The sequence below is a fragment of the Paracoccus niistensis genome (assembly GCF_042432925.1).
Lineage (GTDB): Bacteria > Pseudomonadota > Alphaproteobacteria > Rhodobacterales > Rhodobacteraceae > Paracoccus > Paracoccus niistensis.
In genome coordinates this window covers 360072-374767 of sequence record NZ_JBHLWE010000029.1, presented here as the reverse complement: position 1 = coordinate 374767, position 14696 = coordinate 360072, and the positions used below count along the sequence as shown (strand labels likewise).

Annotated in this window: 16 protein-coding genes; 6 read left to right on the top strand and 10 right to left on the bottom strand. The window is 67.7% G+C overall.

The genetic code is table 11. From position 1 onward, the window contains the following. From ACFFII_RS10355 to xth, 6 genes are all read right to left on the bottom strand, one after another. Positions 1 to 121, bottom strand: a 121-nt coding sequence (locus tag ACFFII_RS10355; protein ID WP_377698812.1) for a hypothetical protein, incomplete at its 3' end; no start/stop codon positions are given. Next, complete coding sequence (gene folP / locus ACFFII_RS10350; protein ID WP_377698792.1) at positions 118 to 1104, bottom strand: dihydropteroate synthase; 987 nt, start codon at positions 1102 to 1104, stop codon at positions 118 to 120. The genes ACFFII_RS10355 and folP, both read right to left, overlap by 4 nt. Positions 1105 to 1160: 56 nt before the next feature. Next, on the bottom strand, positions 1161 to 1946 hold the full coding sequence (locus ACFFII_RS10345) for a dihydroneopterin aldolase (protein ID WP_377698791.1): 786 nt from the start codon (positions 1944 to 1946) through the stop codon (positions 1161 to 1163). 67 nt (positions 1947 to 2013) lie between these two features. Next, positions 2014 to 2541 carry a cell wall hydrolase gene (locus ACFFII_RS10340; RefSeq protein ID WP_377698790.1) on the bottom strand — a complete coding sequence of 176 codons (528 nt, stop codon included), beginning with the start codon at positions 2539 to 2541 and terminating at the stop codon, positions 2014 to 2016. A gap of 191 nt (positions 2542 to 2732) precedes the next feature. After that, positions 2733 to 5330, bottom strand: coding sequence for a putative PEP-binding protein (locus ACFFII_RS10335; RefSeq protein WP_377698788.1), 2598 nt, complete (start codon positions 5328 to 5330; stop codon positions 2733 to 2735). A gap of 58 nt (positions 5331 to 5388) precedes the next feature. Next, the gene (xth, locus tag ACFFII_RS10330; protein ID WP_377698787.1) at positions 5389 to 6177 is read right to left on the bottom strand and encodes an exodeoxyribonuclease III; all 789 of its coding nucleotides are present in this window, start codon (positions 6175 to 6177) and stop codon (positions 5389 to 5391) included. 105 nt (positions 6178 to 6282) lie between these two features. Between xth and ACFFII_RS10325 the strand changes: the two genes are divergently transcribed. After that, positions 6283 to 6789, top strand: coding sequence for a DUF421 domain-containing protein (locus tag ACFFII_RS10325; protein WP_377698786.1), 507 nt, complete (start codon positions 6283 to 6285; stop codon positions 6787 to 6789). A 12-nt stretch (positions 6790 to 6801) separates the two neighbouring features. On the opposite strand, the gene ACFFII_RS10320 is transcribed toward ACFFII_RS10325, so the two are convergent. Beyond that, positions 6802 to 8070, bottom strand: a complete 1269-nt coding sequence (locus ACFFII_RS10320; RefSeq protein WP_377698785.1) for a hemolysin family protein — start codon at positions 8068 to 8070, stop codon at positions 6802 to 6804. A 6-nt stretch (positions 8071 to 8076) separates the two neighbouring features. Then, entirely contained in the window at positions 8077 to 8400 is a 324-nt protein-coding gene (locus ACFFII_RS10315; RefSeq protein WP_090751411.1) for a HesB/IscA family protein, read from the bottom strand. 85 nt (positions 8401 to 8485) lie between these two features. Here ACFFII_RS10315 and ACFFII_RS10310 point away from each other — a divergent pair, with 85 nt between their 5' ends. Continuing rightward, the gene (locus tag ACFFII_RS10310) at positions 8486 to 9646 is read left to right on the top strand and encodes a deoxyguanosinetriphosphate triphosphohydrolase (RefSeq protein WP_377698811.1); all 1161 of its coding nucleotides are present in this window, start codon (positions 8486 to 8488) and stop codon (positions 9644 to 9646) included. Between the two features lie 3 nt (positions 9647 to 9649). Here ACFFII_RS10310 and ACFFII_RS10305 read toward each other — a convergent pair whose 3' ends face one another. After that, positions 9650 to 10534 carry a DMT family transporter gene (locus ACFFII_RS10305; protein ID WP_377698784.1) on the bottom strand — a complete coding sequence of 295 codons (885 nt, stop codon included), beginning with the start codon at positions 10532 to 10534 and terminating at the stop codon, positions 9650 to 9652. Between the two features lie 107 nt (positions 10535 to 10641). On the opposite strand from ACFFII_RS10305, the gene ACFFII_RS10300 reads away from it, so the two are divergent. From ACFFII_RS10300 to ACFFII_RS10290, 3 genes are all read left to right on the top strand, one after another. Beyond that, a complete protein-coding gene (locus ACFFII_RS10300) occupies positions 10642 to 11061 on the top strand; it encodes an OsmC family protein (protein ID WP_377698810.1) in 420 nt (139 codons plus the stop codon). Between the two features lie 106 nt (positions 11062 to 11167). Continuing rightward, complete coding sequence (locus tag ACFFII_RS10295; protein WP_377698783.1) at positions 11168 to 11536, top strand: PH domain-containing protein; 369 nt, start codon at positions 11168 to 11170, stop codon at positions 11534 to 11536. Positions 11537 to 11854: 318 nt separating this feature from the next. Beyond that, complete coding sequence (locus ACFFII_RS10290) at positions 11855 to 12058, top strand: hypothetical protein (RefSeq protein WP_377698782.1); 204 nt, start codon at positions 11855 to 11857, stop codon at positions 12056 to 12058. 195 nt (positions 12059 to 12253) lie between these two features. Here the strand turns inward: ACFFII_RS10290 and ACFFII_RS10285 are convergent, their stop codons facing one another. Continuing rightward, positions 12254 to 13852 carry a peptide chain release factor 3 gene (locus tag ACFFII_RS10285; protein ID WP_377698781.1) on the bottom strand — a complete coding sequence of 533 codons (1599 nt, stop codon included), beginning with the start codon at positions 13850 to 13852 and terminating at the stop codon, positions 12254 to 12256. A gap of 104 nt (positions 13853 to 13956) precedes the next feature. On the opposite strand from ACFFII_RS10285, the gene ACFFII_RS10280 reads away from it, so the two are divergent. Further along, positions 13957 to 14667 (top strand): hypothetical protein, encoded by a 711-nt coding sequence (locus ACFFII_RS10280; RefSeq protein WP_377698780.1) that lies wholly within the window; start codon positions 13957 to 13959, stop codon positions 14665 to 14667. Positions 14668 to 14696 lie beyond the last annotated feature (29 nt).

Sequence of the window (14696 nt, the reverse complement as noted above, 5' to 3'; positions counted from 1 at the left end):
TGCCGTCGCCCCTGAAATACCGGCCGGCCGCCGCGCCCAGGCGCAGCGCCATCTCGGCCGTCATCGGGTGGCTGTTGGCGCGCCCGCGCACGCCGTCGGTGCCGAAAAGCTTCCTGCTCATGCCTCTGCCCCTCTTATCGCCTGCCACAGGGCAAGCCCTTGTCTGGTTCCCGCCACGTCATGGACGCGGTGGATCTGGATGCCCTGCTGGACCGCCGCCAGCGTCACCGCCAGGGTGCCCGGATCGCGCCGGACTGCTTCCCCGGCCCCGCCGATGGTGCCGATGAACCGCTTGCGCGAGGCGCCCAGCAGCACCGGCACGCCCAGGGCATGATACAGCGAAATGCGCCGCAGGATGGCCAGGTTATGCTCCAGCGTCTTGCCGAAGCCGATGCCGGGGTCGATCACGATCCGGTCCCGGGGGATGCCGGCGGCCTCGGCGCGCGCGATGCGCAGGGCCAGCGCGTCATAGACGTCCAGCAGCACGTCACCATAGCACGGGTCGTCCTGCATGTTCTCCGGCAGCCCCTGGGCGTGCATCAGACAGACTTCCGCGCCGCTTTCCGCAACCGCCGCCGCCATGCCGGGATCGAAGTCGAACCCCGAGACGTCGTTCACCATCCCCGCGCCCGCCGTTACCGCCGCTCGCGCGACCTGGGCCTTGCGGGTGTCCACGGAGACCGCAGCCTCGGCCGACAGGGCCGCGATGGCCGGGCGGGTGCGGGCGATCTCCTCGGGGACGGGCACGGCCGCCGCGCCGGGGCGGGTCGATTCGCCGCCGATGTCGAGGATATGGGCGCCTTCCGCGATCAGCTCGCGCCCGTGGGCGATCCCGCCGTCCGCATTCCAGTGCCCGCCGTCGGAAAAGCTGTCGGGCGTCACGTTGACGATGCCCATGATGCGCGGCGCGTCCATGGACAGGCCCAGCACCGGCGGGCGCGGGGCTGTCAGCGCCGCGATCACCTCGGACGGAACGTCGGTCACGATCCGGGGCGGGGCGCCCCGGGTCAGCAGTTCGAAGGAAGAAAAGCCAGTCCAGCCGCCGGCAAGACGCCAGCGGCCGCCGGAGATGTCGGGAACGGGACGGAAATACTGGGTGGTCATGGCATGGCGGCTCTGAATCAGCGACTCATGCCGCCAGGATGCCCGCTCTGCAAGGTTCAGGCATCCAGCAGCACCGACCGGATGCGGAAACTCGCCGCTTCGCTGGGCAGCGCCGCCCCCTCGGGCAGTGCCCAGTCGATGCGATCGGCGTCGAGCCTGTCGGCCAGCCACATCGCCAGCGCAGCAGGATCGGCAGGCACTTCGGCATCAGCGGCCATCCGGGCCGGCGCCCAGACAACGGCGAGGCCGTTCGTGGCGGCCCAGTCGATCTCGGTCCGGCTGTCCGCCACATCCACGCCCAGCGCCCCGGCCAGTGCCCAAGCCGCCTGGTCCAGCGCCAGCAGCGCGATCCGCCGCCGGTTCCCCCCCTGCAGCAGGGGCAGGTCCGGGGCCGGGGGCACGATCACCAGCGGACCCGGGGGCAGCGGGACCCGCCGTCCCATGACCAGCAGAGCCGGGCGCACCGCCTGCGCCGCGACCTCGACCTGCGCCGTCCGGCGCGTCAGCGTCACACCCAATGCGCCGGGCACGCGGTCCAGCTTCTCGATCGTGACCGTCACCTCGGCGGCCTGGGGATGGGTCAGCACCTGCGCCGCGATCCGCTCGGCCAGCGTTTCCAGAAGGTCATAGCGCCGGTCGGCCAGCCCGTCGCCCACGGCCGCGACCAGCACGTCATAGCTGAGGATTGCGTCAACCTTGTCCTCGGCCCCGGTCACGGGCTGGGCCAGCGCGACCTCGAGGGAAAAGAGCAGGCGCTGGGTCAGGCCGCGCTCGCTCTGGAACGCGCCGATCTCGGCCGCGACGATATAGTCGCGCAGGTGGATGCGGTCGGGTCTGTCCATGGCGCCAGTTGAAACGAAAGCGGCCCCGCCGCAAGGGCGAGGCCGCGATATCCGCGTGGGTCGAGCCTCAGTTTGAGGCGATCCGCTGCCCGCCCCGACGATAGAAGACATGGGCGCCGATCTTCGTGGTCCGGGTGAACCGCTTGGACCAGGACGGCTTGACATAGGTGGTGTGGAAATAGGTGGCCCCGCCGGTCAGGTTGCGCGGCGCGCCCGCCAGCGCCTCGGAGGCGATCTTCTGGGCGCGGTTGAACGCCGCGCGGTCGCGCATCTTGCCGACCTTGCCCTTGTAGCTGAACTGGCTGGGCTGGTTGACGACGCCGCAGACCGACTTGGGGAAGGCCGGGTGGTCGACGCGGTTCAGGATGACCTCGGCCACGGCGCGCTGGCCCTTCACCGATTCACCCCGCGCCTCGTGATACAGCGCCTCGGTCAGGCACCTCAGCGAGGCGTTGGAAGTTCCGCCCGCCTTGGCCTGGACCAGCCGCTCGGGCCCGCCCGCGGCTGCACGCGGGTTCTGGGCCTGCGCCGTGGCGGGGATAGCCAGCGCGATACACACTCCGACGTGCGCCAGCCATTTCAGCAGCTTGCTCATGAAGGATCCTGTTGTTGCCACTTCTTTCGCCTCGGACCTGCCAGGATCCTCGGCGGCTGGTGACGGTCATGCGGCACGGGTTCCCTGCGGCGCTACCGAAAGAAGCGGGAACGGCCGGAAAAGGGGGAAAATGAGCAATTTCCGGCAGGTTCCTGCCGACATAAAATAATCAGTTCGGCAAGAATCGGCGCTCAGGCGCCGTGTGACCTGTGGGAACCGAAGGCAGTTCCGGCGGCGAGATCGCTGTCATCACGCACCGATTCAGTCAGCCGGGACAGAATCGCCTCCTGCGCGGCGGCCAGCCGGGCAACCGGGACACGGAAGGCCGAGCAGCTGACATAGTCGAGTCCCGCGCGCTGGCAGAAGGCGATGGATTCAGGATTGCCCGCATGTTCGCCGCACATGGCGACGGTGATGGCCCCGTTGCGCGTCCGCGCCCGCTGGGCGCCGATCAGAACCAACTCGCCCACCCCTTCCTGGTCAAGGATGTGGAAGGGGTCCTCGGCATAGACCCCCTGCCCCACGTAGCTGCCCATGAAACGCGCTGCGTCGTCGCGCGACAGACCATAGGTCATCTGCGTCAGGTCGTTCGTCCCGAAGGACAGGAAGGCGCAATGTTCCGCGATGTCGCCCGCCCGCAGCGCGGCGCGGGGCGTTTCGACCATGACGCCCAGCCGATAGGTGAACTCGGCCCGCGTCTCGGCGCGGACGGCGGCGGCGATGCCCTCGATGCGGTGTCGGACCAGCTCGACCTCGCGCATGGCGCTGACCAGGGGGATCATGATTTCGGGGACGACGCCCTGCCCGCTGCGGCCGACCTCGACCGCGGCCTCGAAGATGGCGCGGGCCTGCATCTCGTAGATTTCCGGCACGGTGATGCCCAGCCGGACCCCGCGCATCCCCAGCATGGGGTTGTATTCTGTCAGCGCCTCGACCCGGCGGACCACGTCAGACAGGGGCAGATCGAGCGATTCCGCCAGTTCCCGCATCCCCTCGCGGTCATGCGGCAGGAACTCGTGCAGCGGCGGGTCGAACAGGCGGATGGTGACGGGATAGCCGTCCATGATGCGGAACAGCGTGGTGAAATCCCCCCGCTGCATCGGCAGCAGGCGGTCCAGAGCGATGCGGCGGTCCTCGGCCCGGTCGGCGAAGATCATCTCGCGCATGGCGGGCAGGCGCTCGTCGTCGAAGAACATGTGTTCGGTGCGGCAGAGGCCGATGCCCTGCGCCCCGAAGCGCCGGGCGCATTTCGCATCCTGCGGCGTATCGGCATTCGCCCGGACCTTCATCGTGCGCGCGGCATCGGCCCATTCGAGCAGTTGGTTGAAGCTGTCGTCCAGCGCCGGTTCCAGCATTTCTGCCGCGCCGGCCAGCACCTCGCCCGAGGTGCCGTCCACGGTGACCTCCTCGCCCTCGCGGAAGCTGCGGCCCCCGGCGTGCATGACGCGGCCCCGGAGGTCGATCGTCAGACCCGAGGCGCCCACGATACAGGGCAGCCCCAGCCCGCGCGCGATCACAGCGGCATGGCTGGACATGCCGCCGCGTTCCGTCAGCACCGCGACCGAGGCGTGCATGCCCCGGATGTCCTCGGGCAGCGTCTCGCGGCGCACCAGGACGCAGGATTCGCCCCGCGCGGCGGCGGCCTGGGCGGCGGCGGCGGAAAAGACGATGCGGCCGGTGGCGGCGCCGGGGCTGGCGGCCATGCCGCGGGTGATCAGGTCGCGCGGCGCGCGCGGATCGACCTGGTGGTGCAGCAGGTCCGTCAGCGCGCGGGGCTGGACTCGCATCACCGCCTGTTCCGGCGGGATGATCCCGTCGCGCGCCAGCCCCACCGCGATGCGCACCGCCGCGCGCGAGGAACGCTGCACCCGCACCGCGTCGATCAGGGACAGGCGGCCATCGGCCACCACGAATTCGATCTGCATCTCCTCCTTCAGACGCTCGCGGGCGGCCACGCCGAAGCGGACGAGATCGGCAAAGACCTCGGGTGCGGCTTCCTCCAGCGAGGGGCCGCGCGGGTCGCGGGTCAGATAGATCGACTCGGCGTCATGGCGCTGCGCCCGGCCTTGGGTCTGGCCGCGAAAGCGCCCGGTGATGCGGGGATCTCCCGTCACGCTGTCGATGAACTGGATCGTGCCCGATCCGGTGACGCCCGGCCCCAGAGCCAGCGCCATGTCCTGCACCACCAGCCCCAGCGGCGCTTCTGCGGGCGCGCCCTTGGCCTGACGCAGCAGACGCGCGGTCGGCCCTTCCCAGGCGCGGGCCATCGAGCGCAGCACCTCGACCAGCTGCCGCTCGGGGTCCTGCGGGAATTCCTCGTCGGTCTCGTCCTGGTAGCTGCGCAGCGCCTCGGACAGGGTCGCCTCGGAGTCGCTGAACATGTCAGGATCAAGCCGCGCGACATGGATCGCATAGGCCTGGACGAAGCCGCGATACAGCGCATCCGCCGCCTCGGCGCCCAAGGTTTCTGTCAGTTCGGCATGGCGGGCGGCGTTCATGCCCACGTTCAGGACCGACCGGGGGCCGCCCCATTCAGGATCGAGCGCCGAGGGACGGACGCCCAGCAGCCCGCCCGCGCTGCCGATCAGCCGCCCGAGGTCGGCACCGGGCAGCGGCCGTCCGGCGGCGATCGCCCGCACGGCGGCGGCCGGAATGGCGAAGCTGCGGGGAACCGGCAGGTTCATGCGGATCAGCCGCTGCAGACACTTGGCCCGCCAGCCGTGGGTGGCGGTGTCGATCCGGGCAGAAGGCGTGATCTCGACGATGGTCGTCTCGGTGGGCTGGTCCATGGCCCGGCACCCTAAGCCCGGCCCGGATCACCGGGCAAGAGAGAAGGCAGGCTGGCGGTTACGCGGCCAGGTCCACCCAGACGGGAACATGGTCGCTGGGCTTCTCGCCCGCGCGCTGGTCGCGGTCAATGCCTGCGCCGCGCATCAGGTCGGCGGCCTGCGGTGACAGAAGCAGATGGTCGATGCGGATGCCGTTGTCGCGTTCCCAGGACTGGCGCTGGTAGTCCCAGAAGGTGAAGGGGCCGCGCGTGGCATGAGGGTCCGAGATGCGGATCGCGTCGGTCCAGCCCTGGTTGACGATCCGGCGGAAGGCCTCGCGCGATTGCGGCAGGAACAACGCGTCGTCCACCCAGGCCTCGGGCTTCGCGGCATCGCGCGGCTCGGGGATGATGTTGTAGTCACCCAGCATCACCACCGGGGTTTCCGTCGCCAGCAGTTCCGCCGCGCGCAGCCGCAGCCGTTCCATCCAGGCCAGCTTGTAGTCGTATTTCGGCCCCGGCGCCGGGTTGCCGTTGGGCAGATACAGGCCCGCGACGGTGACGGCATGGGTGTCGCCCATCACCACGGCCTCGATCCAGCGGGCCTGCTCGTCCGTCTCGTCGCCGGGCAGGCCGCGGCGCACCTCCTCGACGGGCAGACGGGACAGGACGGCGACGCCGTTCCAGCTTTTCTGCCCGTGGGTCCAAACGCGCCAGCCCAGGTCCTCGATGATTTCCGAGGGGAAACCCTCGTCCACCGTCTTGATTTCCTGCAGCACCACGACGTCGGGCTGCGCTTCGGGCAGCCAGGCCGTCAGCTGGTGCAGCCGCGCCTTGATCCCGTTGACGTTGAAACTGGCGATCTTCATGGCCGCGACCCTAGGCCGGGCGCGAAGCCGGGGCAAGAAGCCCCGCAGGAACCGGCGCGCAAGCGCAAGGATTGAACATGCTGAACGACTTGAAGGTCCAAAGCCATGTTCCAGCTTGAAAACTCCATCCCCGAACTGATGGGGCGCGGCGCGTTCCTGTTCATCCTGTTCATGGTCCTGTTCCGGCTGCTGCCCCGCCGCACGGGCGGAGAGCTTGCGCCGATGGATCTGGTGTTCCTGCTGCTGATCACGGAAGCGGCGTCGAACTCGATGGGGGATTACAGCTCGCTTGCGGATGGCACGGTGATCATCCTGACCATGCTGGCGCTGAATTACATCACCAACCGCCTGTCCTTCGCGCTGCCCTGGTTCGAGCGGATGATGGAGCACAAGCCGCTGCAGATCATCCGCGACGGCCAGACGATCCCGCGCAACCTAAAAAAGGAAATGCTGACGGCGGACGAGCTGATGGGCAGCCTGCGCCTGAACGGCGTGGACGACATCGCCCAGGTTCGCAGCGCTTGGGTCGAGGGCGACGGACGGCTGAGCGTCGTCAAGAAGGAGGATGACAGCCGCGGCGAGGGCACGCAGCACGGCAGCAGGGCGGGCTGACCGCCCCCCTTGTCACTCCGCCACGGGCGGGGTGACGATCAGCTTGTCGATCCGCATGGCGTCCATGTCGGCGACCTCGACGGTCCAGCCCTGATGGTGGAACACGTCGCCAGCCCGTGGAATGCGGTTGATGATGGACAGCACCATCCCCGCCACCGTGTTGAAATCGCCCTCGGGGACGGGAAAGCCCGTCTCGCCCGCGAACTCATCGGCGCTTTCCCCGCCCGAGACGAGCCAGGACCCGTCGGCACGCCGCACCATGTCGGGCTCGTCGCCTTCCGCGTCGGCGAAGTCGCCGGTGATGGCCTCGAGCAGGTCCATCGCGGTGATGATGCCTTGGAAGTGCCCGTATTCGTCATAGACCAGCACCATGCGCGACGGCGTGGCGCGCATGACCTCGATCACCGACAGGGCGTCGGCGGCGTCCAGAACGGTGGGCGCCTCTCGCATCAGGGCACGCAGATCAGGTTTCTCCACGCCGATCAGGTCGCGCAGGGCCACGACGCCCAAGATCTCGTCGTCCGAGCCCTCCGTCACCGGCAGGCGGGAAAAGCGGGCGCTGCGGGCCTTTTCCAGAACGACCTCGGGCGGATCGTTCACGTTGATCATCTCGACATCGCGGCGGGGCGTCATCATTGCGGCGGCGGACCGGTCGGCCACGCGCATCACGCCCGCGATCATGCCGCGCTCGCCTTCCATCAGGACCCCGGCCTGCGTGGCCTCGGCGATGGTCATGCGCACTTCCTCGTCGGTGATCGCGCGGTCCGAGCTGTTGTCGATCCCGATCAGTCGCAGCACCAGCCGCGCGCCCGTGTCGAGGAACCAGACCAGCGGGGTGCCGATCCTGGCCACCATCCGCATCGACGGCGCCACCCGCGCGGCGATGCCTTCGGGATTGGACATGGCGATCTGCTTGGGCACCAGCTCGCCGATGATGACCGACAGGGCGGTGATGGCGGTCACGACCAGGAAGACGCCCAGCGACTGCGCCACGCTGTAGGGCACGCCGGCCGCCACAAGGGCGGTGCCCACGCGCGCGCCTAGGGTCGCACCCGACACGGCGCCCAGCAGCACGCCGACCAGGGTGATCCCGATCTGCACGGCCGACAGGAACTTGCCGGGATGCTCCAGCAGCTCCAGCGCCGCCTGCGCGCCGCGGTCGCCCTTTTCGGCCATGCTGGAAAGACGCGCGGGGCGCGAGGACACGACGGCAAGCTCGGACATCGACAGCACGCCATTCAGGATGGTCAGGCCGACGATCAGCAGAATCTCAAGGAACATGGGGTCTCAGATCGAGAAGGACGTGCCGCAGCCGCAGGATGAACTGGCGTTCGGGTTGTCGATGACGAAGCGCGCGCCGATCAGCTCGTCCGACCAGTCGATCCTGGCGCCGGCAAGGAAGGGCAGCGAGACCGGATCGACGACCACGCGCTGGCCTTCGCCTTCCAGCACCAGGTCCTCCGCCGCGGGTTCGTCCATGCGGATGTCGTACTGGAAGCCCGAGCAGCCGCCGCCCAGGACGGCCACGCGCAGCGCCGGCCCCGGTCCGCCTGCGTTGATCTCGGCCAGCCGCGCGAAGGCGCGGGGCGTGACCATCGGTGGCAGGTTCATGGGGCGTTCCCGTTTCGTTGAGGTTTCACAGACTATAGGGTCGCCGATGCACTCCCGCAAGGAACCAGCCCCGATGGTCGCCGTCCTGCCCGCCCCCTATGCCTGCCAGCCGGGCGAAAGCCGGGGCCGCCTTCACCCCGAGGAACTGTCCACCTTCCGCAGCCCCTGGCAGCGCGACCGCGACCGGATCATCCATTCCTCGGCCTTCCGGCGGCTCAAGCACAAGACGCAGGTCTTCGTCGAACATGACGGCGACGAATACCGCGGCGATTATTACCGCACCCGCCTGACCCACACGATCGAGGTGGCGCAGGTCGCCCGCACCATCTCGGCCGCGCTGGGCCTGAACACGGACCTGGCCGAGGCGGTGGCGCTGGCCCATGACCTCGGCCACCCGCCCTTCGGCCATACCGGCGAGGATGCGCTGGCCGCGCTCATGGCCCCCTATGGCGGCTTTGACCACAACGCCCAGGCGCTGCGGATCGTGACGCGGCTGGAACGTCATTACGCCGGCTTCGACGGGCTGAACCTGACGTGGGAGACGCTGGAGGGCATTGCCAAGCACAACGGCCCCGTGGCCGTGCCCTACCCCTGGGCCTTGGCCGAGGTGAACGCCGCCTGGGACCTGCGCCTGTCCACCTATGCCAGCGCCGAGGCGCAGGTCGCCGCCGTCGCCGACGACGTGGCCTACAACCACCACGACCTGCATGACGGGCTGCGCTCGGGCCTGTTCACCGAAGCCGACCTGATGGAGCTGCCCCTGATCGGCCCCGCCTTCGCGGAAGTTGACCGCCGGCATCCGGGCCTCGAAACCATGCGCCGCCGGCACGAGGCCCTGCGCCGCGTCTTCGGCGTCATGGTCGAGGACGTGATCGCCGTGGCCCAGGGCCGGATCGAGGCCGCCCAGCCGCAAAGCGCCGAGGCGATCCGCGCCATGGACGGCCCGATCATCCGCTTCTCGAAGCCGCTCTACCAGAGCCTCAAGGCGGTCAAGCAGTTCCTGTTCCAGCGGATGTACCGCGCGCCATCCGTGATGGAGGAGCGCGCCCGCGTCACCGCCATCCTGAACGCGATCTTCCCGATGATGCTGGATGACCCCCGCCTGATGCCCGAGGACTGGCAGGCCGAGGCCTTGGGCGCGGGCGACCGCACCGCCTGCGCTCGCGTGGTGCTGGACTACATCGCCGGGATGACGGACCGCTTCGCCATCGCCGAATGGCGGCGGCTGACCGGCGGTCGGGACTGACGGTCAGCGCAGGAAGATCAGCCCCATCCCCGTGACCGCGATCAGCGCGCCCGCCCAGCTTGCGGCAGGCGGACGCTCGCCGGTGAGCACCCAGAGGACCGGCAGGATCAGCACCGGCGACAGCGCCGACAAGGTGGACACGATCCCGACCTTGCCGCCCTGCAGCGCGAACAGCAGCAGCGTCATGCCGACCACCATGGCCAGTATCCCCGAGGCCCCGATCTGCGCCGCGCCCTTGCCCGACAGCCTGCCCCTGGGCCTGGCCACCCCCAGCGGCAGCCCCGTCAGCGTGCCCAGGCACAGCACCGCCACCCCCACCCGCATCAGCGAGGCCACCATCGGATCGAGCCCCGCCGCCATCGCCGGCCGCGCGATCAGAGACCCCGAGGCCTGTCCCAGCGCCGCAAAAAGCCCCAGCGCCACGCCCTGCCAGATCGGGCCATGCACCCGTTCCAGATGGCTCGACGACGCACGCCCCAGCACGCAGATCGCCACGCCCGCGGCGCAAAGCGCCACGCCTGCCGCGCCCTGCGGCGACAGCGTTTCCCCCAGCACCGCCCAACCCAGAACCGCGGCCATCGGCGCGTTCATCGCGAACAACGCTCCCGTGCGGCGCGGACCCAGGCGGCGCAGGGCAAAGAACAGCACCGTGTCGCCCATGAAGACACCGACGAACCCCGAGAGCGCCAGCACCGGCAGCAGCGCGGGGTCGATCCCCTTCCAGGCACCGGACAGCAGCACCAACACGCCCAGCACCAGGGTGACAAAGGACTGCCGGTAAAGGTTGAAGGCGAATGGTCCCACCTCGGCCACCGGCCGCGCGGCCAGCAGTCCCGTCAGCGCCCAGCAGACCGCCGCGCCGAGTGCCGCAAGCTCGTGAATCGGCACTTTCGGCCCGTCCCCCGCTCGTTTGCGCAAGTGCTAGCGCGGGCGTTGAACCTGGGCAATGATCCCCGCGTTCGACCGCGAACCAACTCAGGAGAAGCGACATGGCAATCACCAGAACCGGCTCGGCCCGCTGGCAGGGCGGCATCAGGGACGGCAAGGGCGAGGTCTCGACGGAATCCGGCGCCCTTTCGGCGCTGCCCTATGGCTTCAACACCCGCTTCGAGGATCAGCCCGGCACCAACCCCGAGGAACTGATCGGCGCCGCCCACGCCGCCTGCTTCAGCATGGCGCTGTCGGGGCAGTTGGAAAAGGCGGGGGTCAGGGACGCGCGCATCGAAAGCTCTTCGGCGGTGACGATCGAGAAGCAGGGCGACGGCTTCACCATCACGAAGGCCCACCTGACCGCCCGCGTTTCGGGCCAGGGCGATGAGTCGGCAATCCGGCAGGCCGCCGAGGCCGCGAAGGCGGGCTGCCCGGTCAGCAAGGTCCTGAATGCCGAGGTGACGATGGACCTGACGGTGGGGTAAGACTGGCGGGAACGACAGGACAAGGGAGCAGGATTCCGCTCCCTCTTCCGGACGTTAGTTGTTCCTTAACTCCTGTGCCATAGCCTGACTGGCACAGGAGGCAGGAATGATTGATTTCAACAACAAGTCCTTCTTCAAGATGAAGCAGGATCCTGAATATGGAATGAAGGTGAACGACCTTCTCATTCCGGGGGAAACGATCGTTTCCTCCTACCGGTCCATGAGGGACGGGGTTGTTTTCACGAATAAGCGGATCATCGCCGTCAACGTGCAGGGCTTCACCGGAAGCAAGAAGGACTACACCTCGCTTCCGTACAAGAACATAGTTGCATATTCCGTGGAAACGTCAGGAACACTCGACATCGACTCGGAGCTTGAGATCTACTTTTCCGCTCTGGGCAAGGTCAAATTCGAATTCACGGGCCGGACCAACATCGTCGAGATCGCGCGGATCATCTCGGAAAGGATCTTCTAGTTCCGCAGCGCAGCTTCCCGAACTGCAGTTGACAGGACAAATTGGACTGCAGCAACTCAAGTGCTGAGGTGGGCTGTGCTCCTGCTCGATCAGGTTCCCCGACAGCTCGAACTGCCGCGTGCTTGAGACGCAGAGGGACCCTTCCGGGAGAGCCCCCGTGACTACAGGAACCACCTGTCAGACCCCGGACGTGCCCGCAGGCAAAAGCCTCCTGCCACCCTCAGCGCCGTCGCAACAGGAGCGGTGCCGCATCACTCTTCGGGAAACTTCTCCCTCTTCTGCATGTTGTAGGGAGGAGATCGAAGAAGGGGACAATCGATGGCGCTGGAACCCAAACCCTCGCGCGGGATGCCGCGTTCGCTGCTTTACGCCCTCATCCCCGGAGGGTTCATCCTGATGGTCGTGCTCATGATGGTGTTCGGGCGCGCCGAACAGGAAGAGGCTGGACCGCCGGGCCAGGTCGAGACAACCGCTCCCGCGACAGGCACGGCGGCGGAACGGGCGGCGCAACCGTCGCAGTGATTCCCCTGCCCCGTCCGAATTGGCCTTATCAGGGCCTGTAAGGGTTACAGGCCGAACACAGACAACAGCTCTCTGGAGCCGCATCGCGGCCCGGCTGAGCGCATAGGAACCGGAGAGCGATCAGGCCTCTGGCAGCCCGCGTGGGGCACCGGGGCAAGGCCCCTGCGAGAGGCTGATCAGCCTCTTGCGGGGCAATCAGACCATCATTTCCTTGGTCGCGGTCAGCTTGAGCTCGGGATGGTCGCGCTGGACCCGGTCGATGTCCCACTGCAGCCGGGTCAGGTACACCAGATCGCCGTCATTGTCGGTGGCCATGTGCTGCTTGTTCGTCTGCGCGAACTTCTCGACCGCGTCCTTCGGCCCCGACAGCCAGCGGGCCGAGGTGAACTGCGAGGATTCGAAGCGCACGGGCAGCCCGTATTCCTGTTCGATGCGGCTCGCCAGCACGTCGAACTGCAGCGCGCCCACGACGCCCACGATGAAGCCCGAGCCGATCATCGGCCGGAAGACCTTGGCCGCGCCTTCTTCCGCGAACTGCATCAGCGCCTTTTCCAAATGCTTGGCCTTCATCGGGTCGCCCGCCCGCACCGTCTGCAGCAGTTCCGGCGCGAAGGAGGGGATACCGGTGAAGCGCAGCGCCTCGCCCTCGGTCAGCGCGTCGCCGATGCGCAGCTGGCCGTGGTTCGGGATGCCGATGATGTCGCCCGCCCAGGCCTCCTCGGCCAGTTCCCGGTCGGCGGCGAGGAACAGCACCGGGTTCGACACCGCCATCGGCTTCTTCGACCGGACATGCAGCAACTTCATGCCACGTTCAAAATGCCCAGAGGCGAGGCGCACGAAGGCCACGCGGTCGCGGTGCTTGGGGTCCATGTTGGCCTGCACCTTGAAGACGAAGCCCGCGACCTTCTCCTCCTCGGGGGCGATCTCGCGCTCGGCGGCGTTTTGCGGCTGGGGCTGCGGCCCGAACTCGCCGATCCCCACCATCAGCTCCTTGACGCCGAAGCTGTTGATGGCGCTGCCGAACCAGATCGGGGTCATGTGCCCTTCCAGGAAGGACTTGCGGTCGAAGGCGGGCAGAAGCTCCCGCGCCATCTCGACCTCTTCCCGCAGCTTTTCCAGCAGGTCGGCGGGCACATGCCCGGCCAGCTTCGGATCGTCGAGACCGGAGATCTTGATCGACTTGGCTACCCGGTTGCGGTCGGCGCGGTCCATCAGTTCCAGCCGGTCGTGCAGCAGGTCATAGGTGCCTAGGAAGTCGCGGCCCGAGCCGATGGGCCAGCTTGCCGGTGCCACGTCGATGGCCAGGTTTTCCTGGATCTCGTCGATGATCTCGAAGGTGTCGCGGCTTTCCCGGTCCATCTTGTTGCAGAAGGTCAGGATCGGCAGGTCGCGCATCCGGCAAACCTCGAACAGCTTCCGGGTCTGGCTTTCGACGCCCTTGGCCCCGTCGATCACCATGATCGCGGCGTCGACGGCGGTCAGCGTGCGATAGGTGTCTTCGGAAAAGTCCGAGTGGCCGGGCGTGTCCACGAGGTTGAAGCGGTACTGCCCGAAGTCGAAGCTCATGGCGGATGCAGACACGGAAATCCCCCGGTCCTGCTCCATCTTCATGAAGTCCGAGCGCGTCCGCCGGGCCTCGCCCTTGGCGCGGACCTGGCCCGCCATCTGGATCGCGCCCCCGAACAGCAGGAACTTCTCGGTCAGCGTGGTCTTGCCGGCGTCGGGGTGCGCGATGATCGCGAAGGTCCGGCGGCGGGCGATTTCGGGCGGCAGTTGGGGGCGATTGTCCAGCATGGGCGGCATGTAGAGGTCCGGTACGTCCTTGGCAACGTGGCGTTGCGACAACCCCACAGCGATGCTAGTGATCACAAAATCGAGAACGGGATCTCAGGTGTAGTATGGTGGATGGAGCCAGCGCCCCCGAGCGCAAGAAGTCCCGCATGAGAGGATGGCGGGACAACTTTGAGCAATTCGAGAACTCCCGGCGCGGCAAGGTCATAATCGGCACCATACTGATGGTCATAGGGGCACTGGCCGGCAACGCGATCGACCGCGGCATAGACATTGTATTCCCTGATCAGGCCGAGAAAATCGCAGAGGCCCAGCAGGCGTTGCTGATTGATCGCACGGATGGCATCAGCCAAGGCGTGCAAGAGCTGCGCACACGCTTGGAGAACCTGGGAAGCAATCCGGACACTGCAGAGTTGATGGCATTGCAGCAGGACGCGGCCCGTCTTGTCACGGAGCTGCGGACAGTGGCGCCGGAGATAGTGTCGGCCGCAAGCCGCAATGCCAATCTCGTCGCCCAGATGCGCACCCTTGATCTCGAACGAACCGGAGCGACCTCAAGACCCGCCTTGATGATGCCGATCGGAGGAGGGGCGCAGATTTGCGGCGGCTTCACCGTCGGCGTGCAGCAAGGCACCACCGCGAACAACGTGCGCCTCGTCATCAGCCGGGGAGGAGTAACTCAAGCAATATTCGCAGGCGCAGGGGATGGAATCAGCTTGGCGCAAGCGGGTACGGTCGCAGGCGTCTCCGTTGCACAGTTCACTTCCGAAGACCCAGAGCGTGTAGGTCTGAATTTCACCTGCGATCAGGAAAGCTAGCCCGGGATCAGATATGGTACCTGCATGCC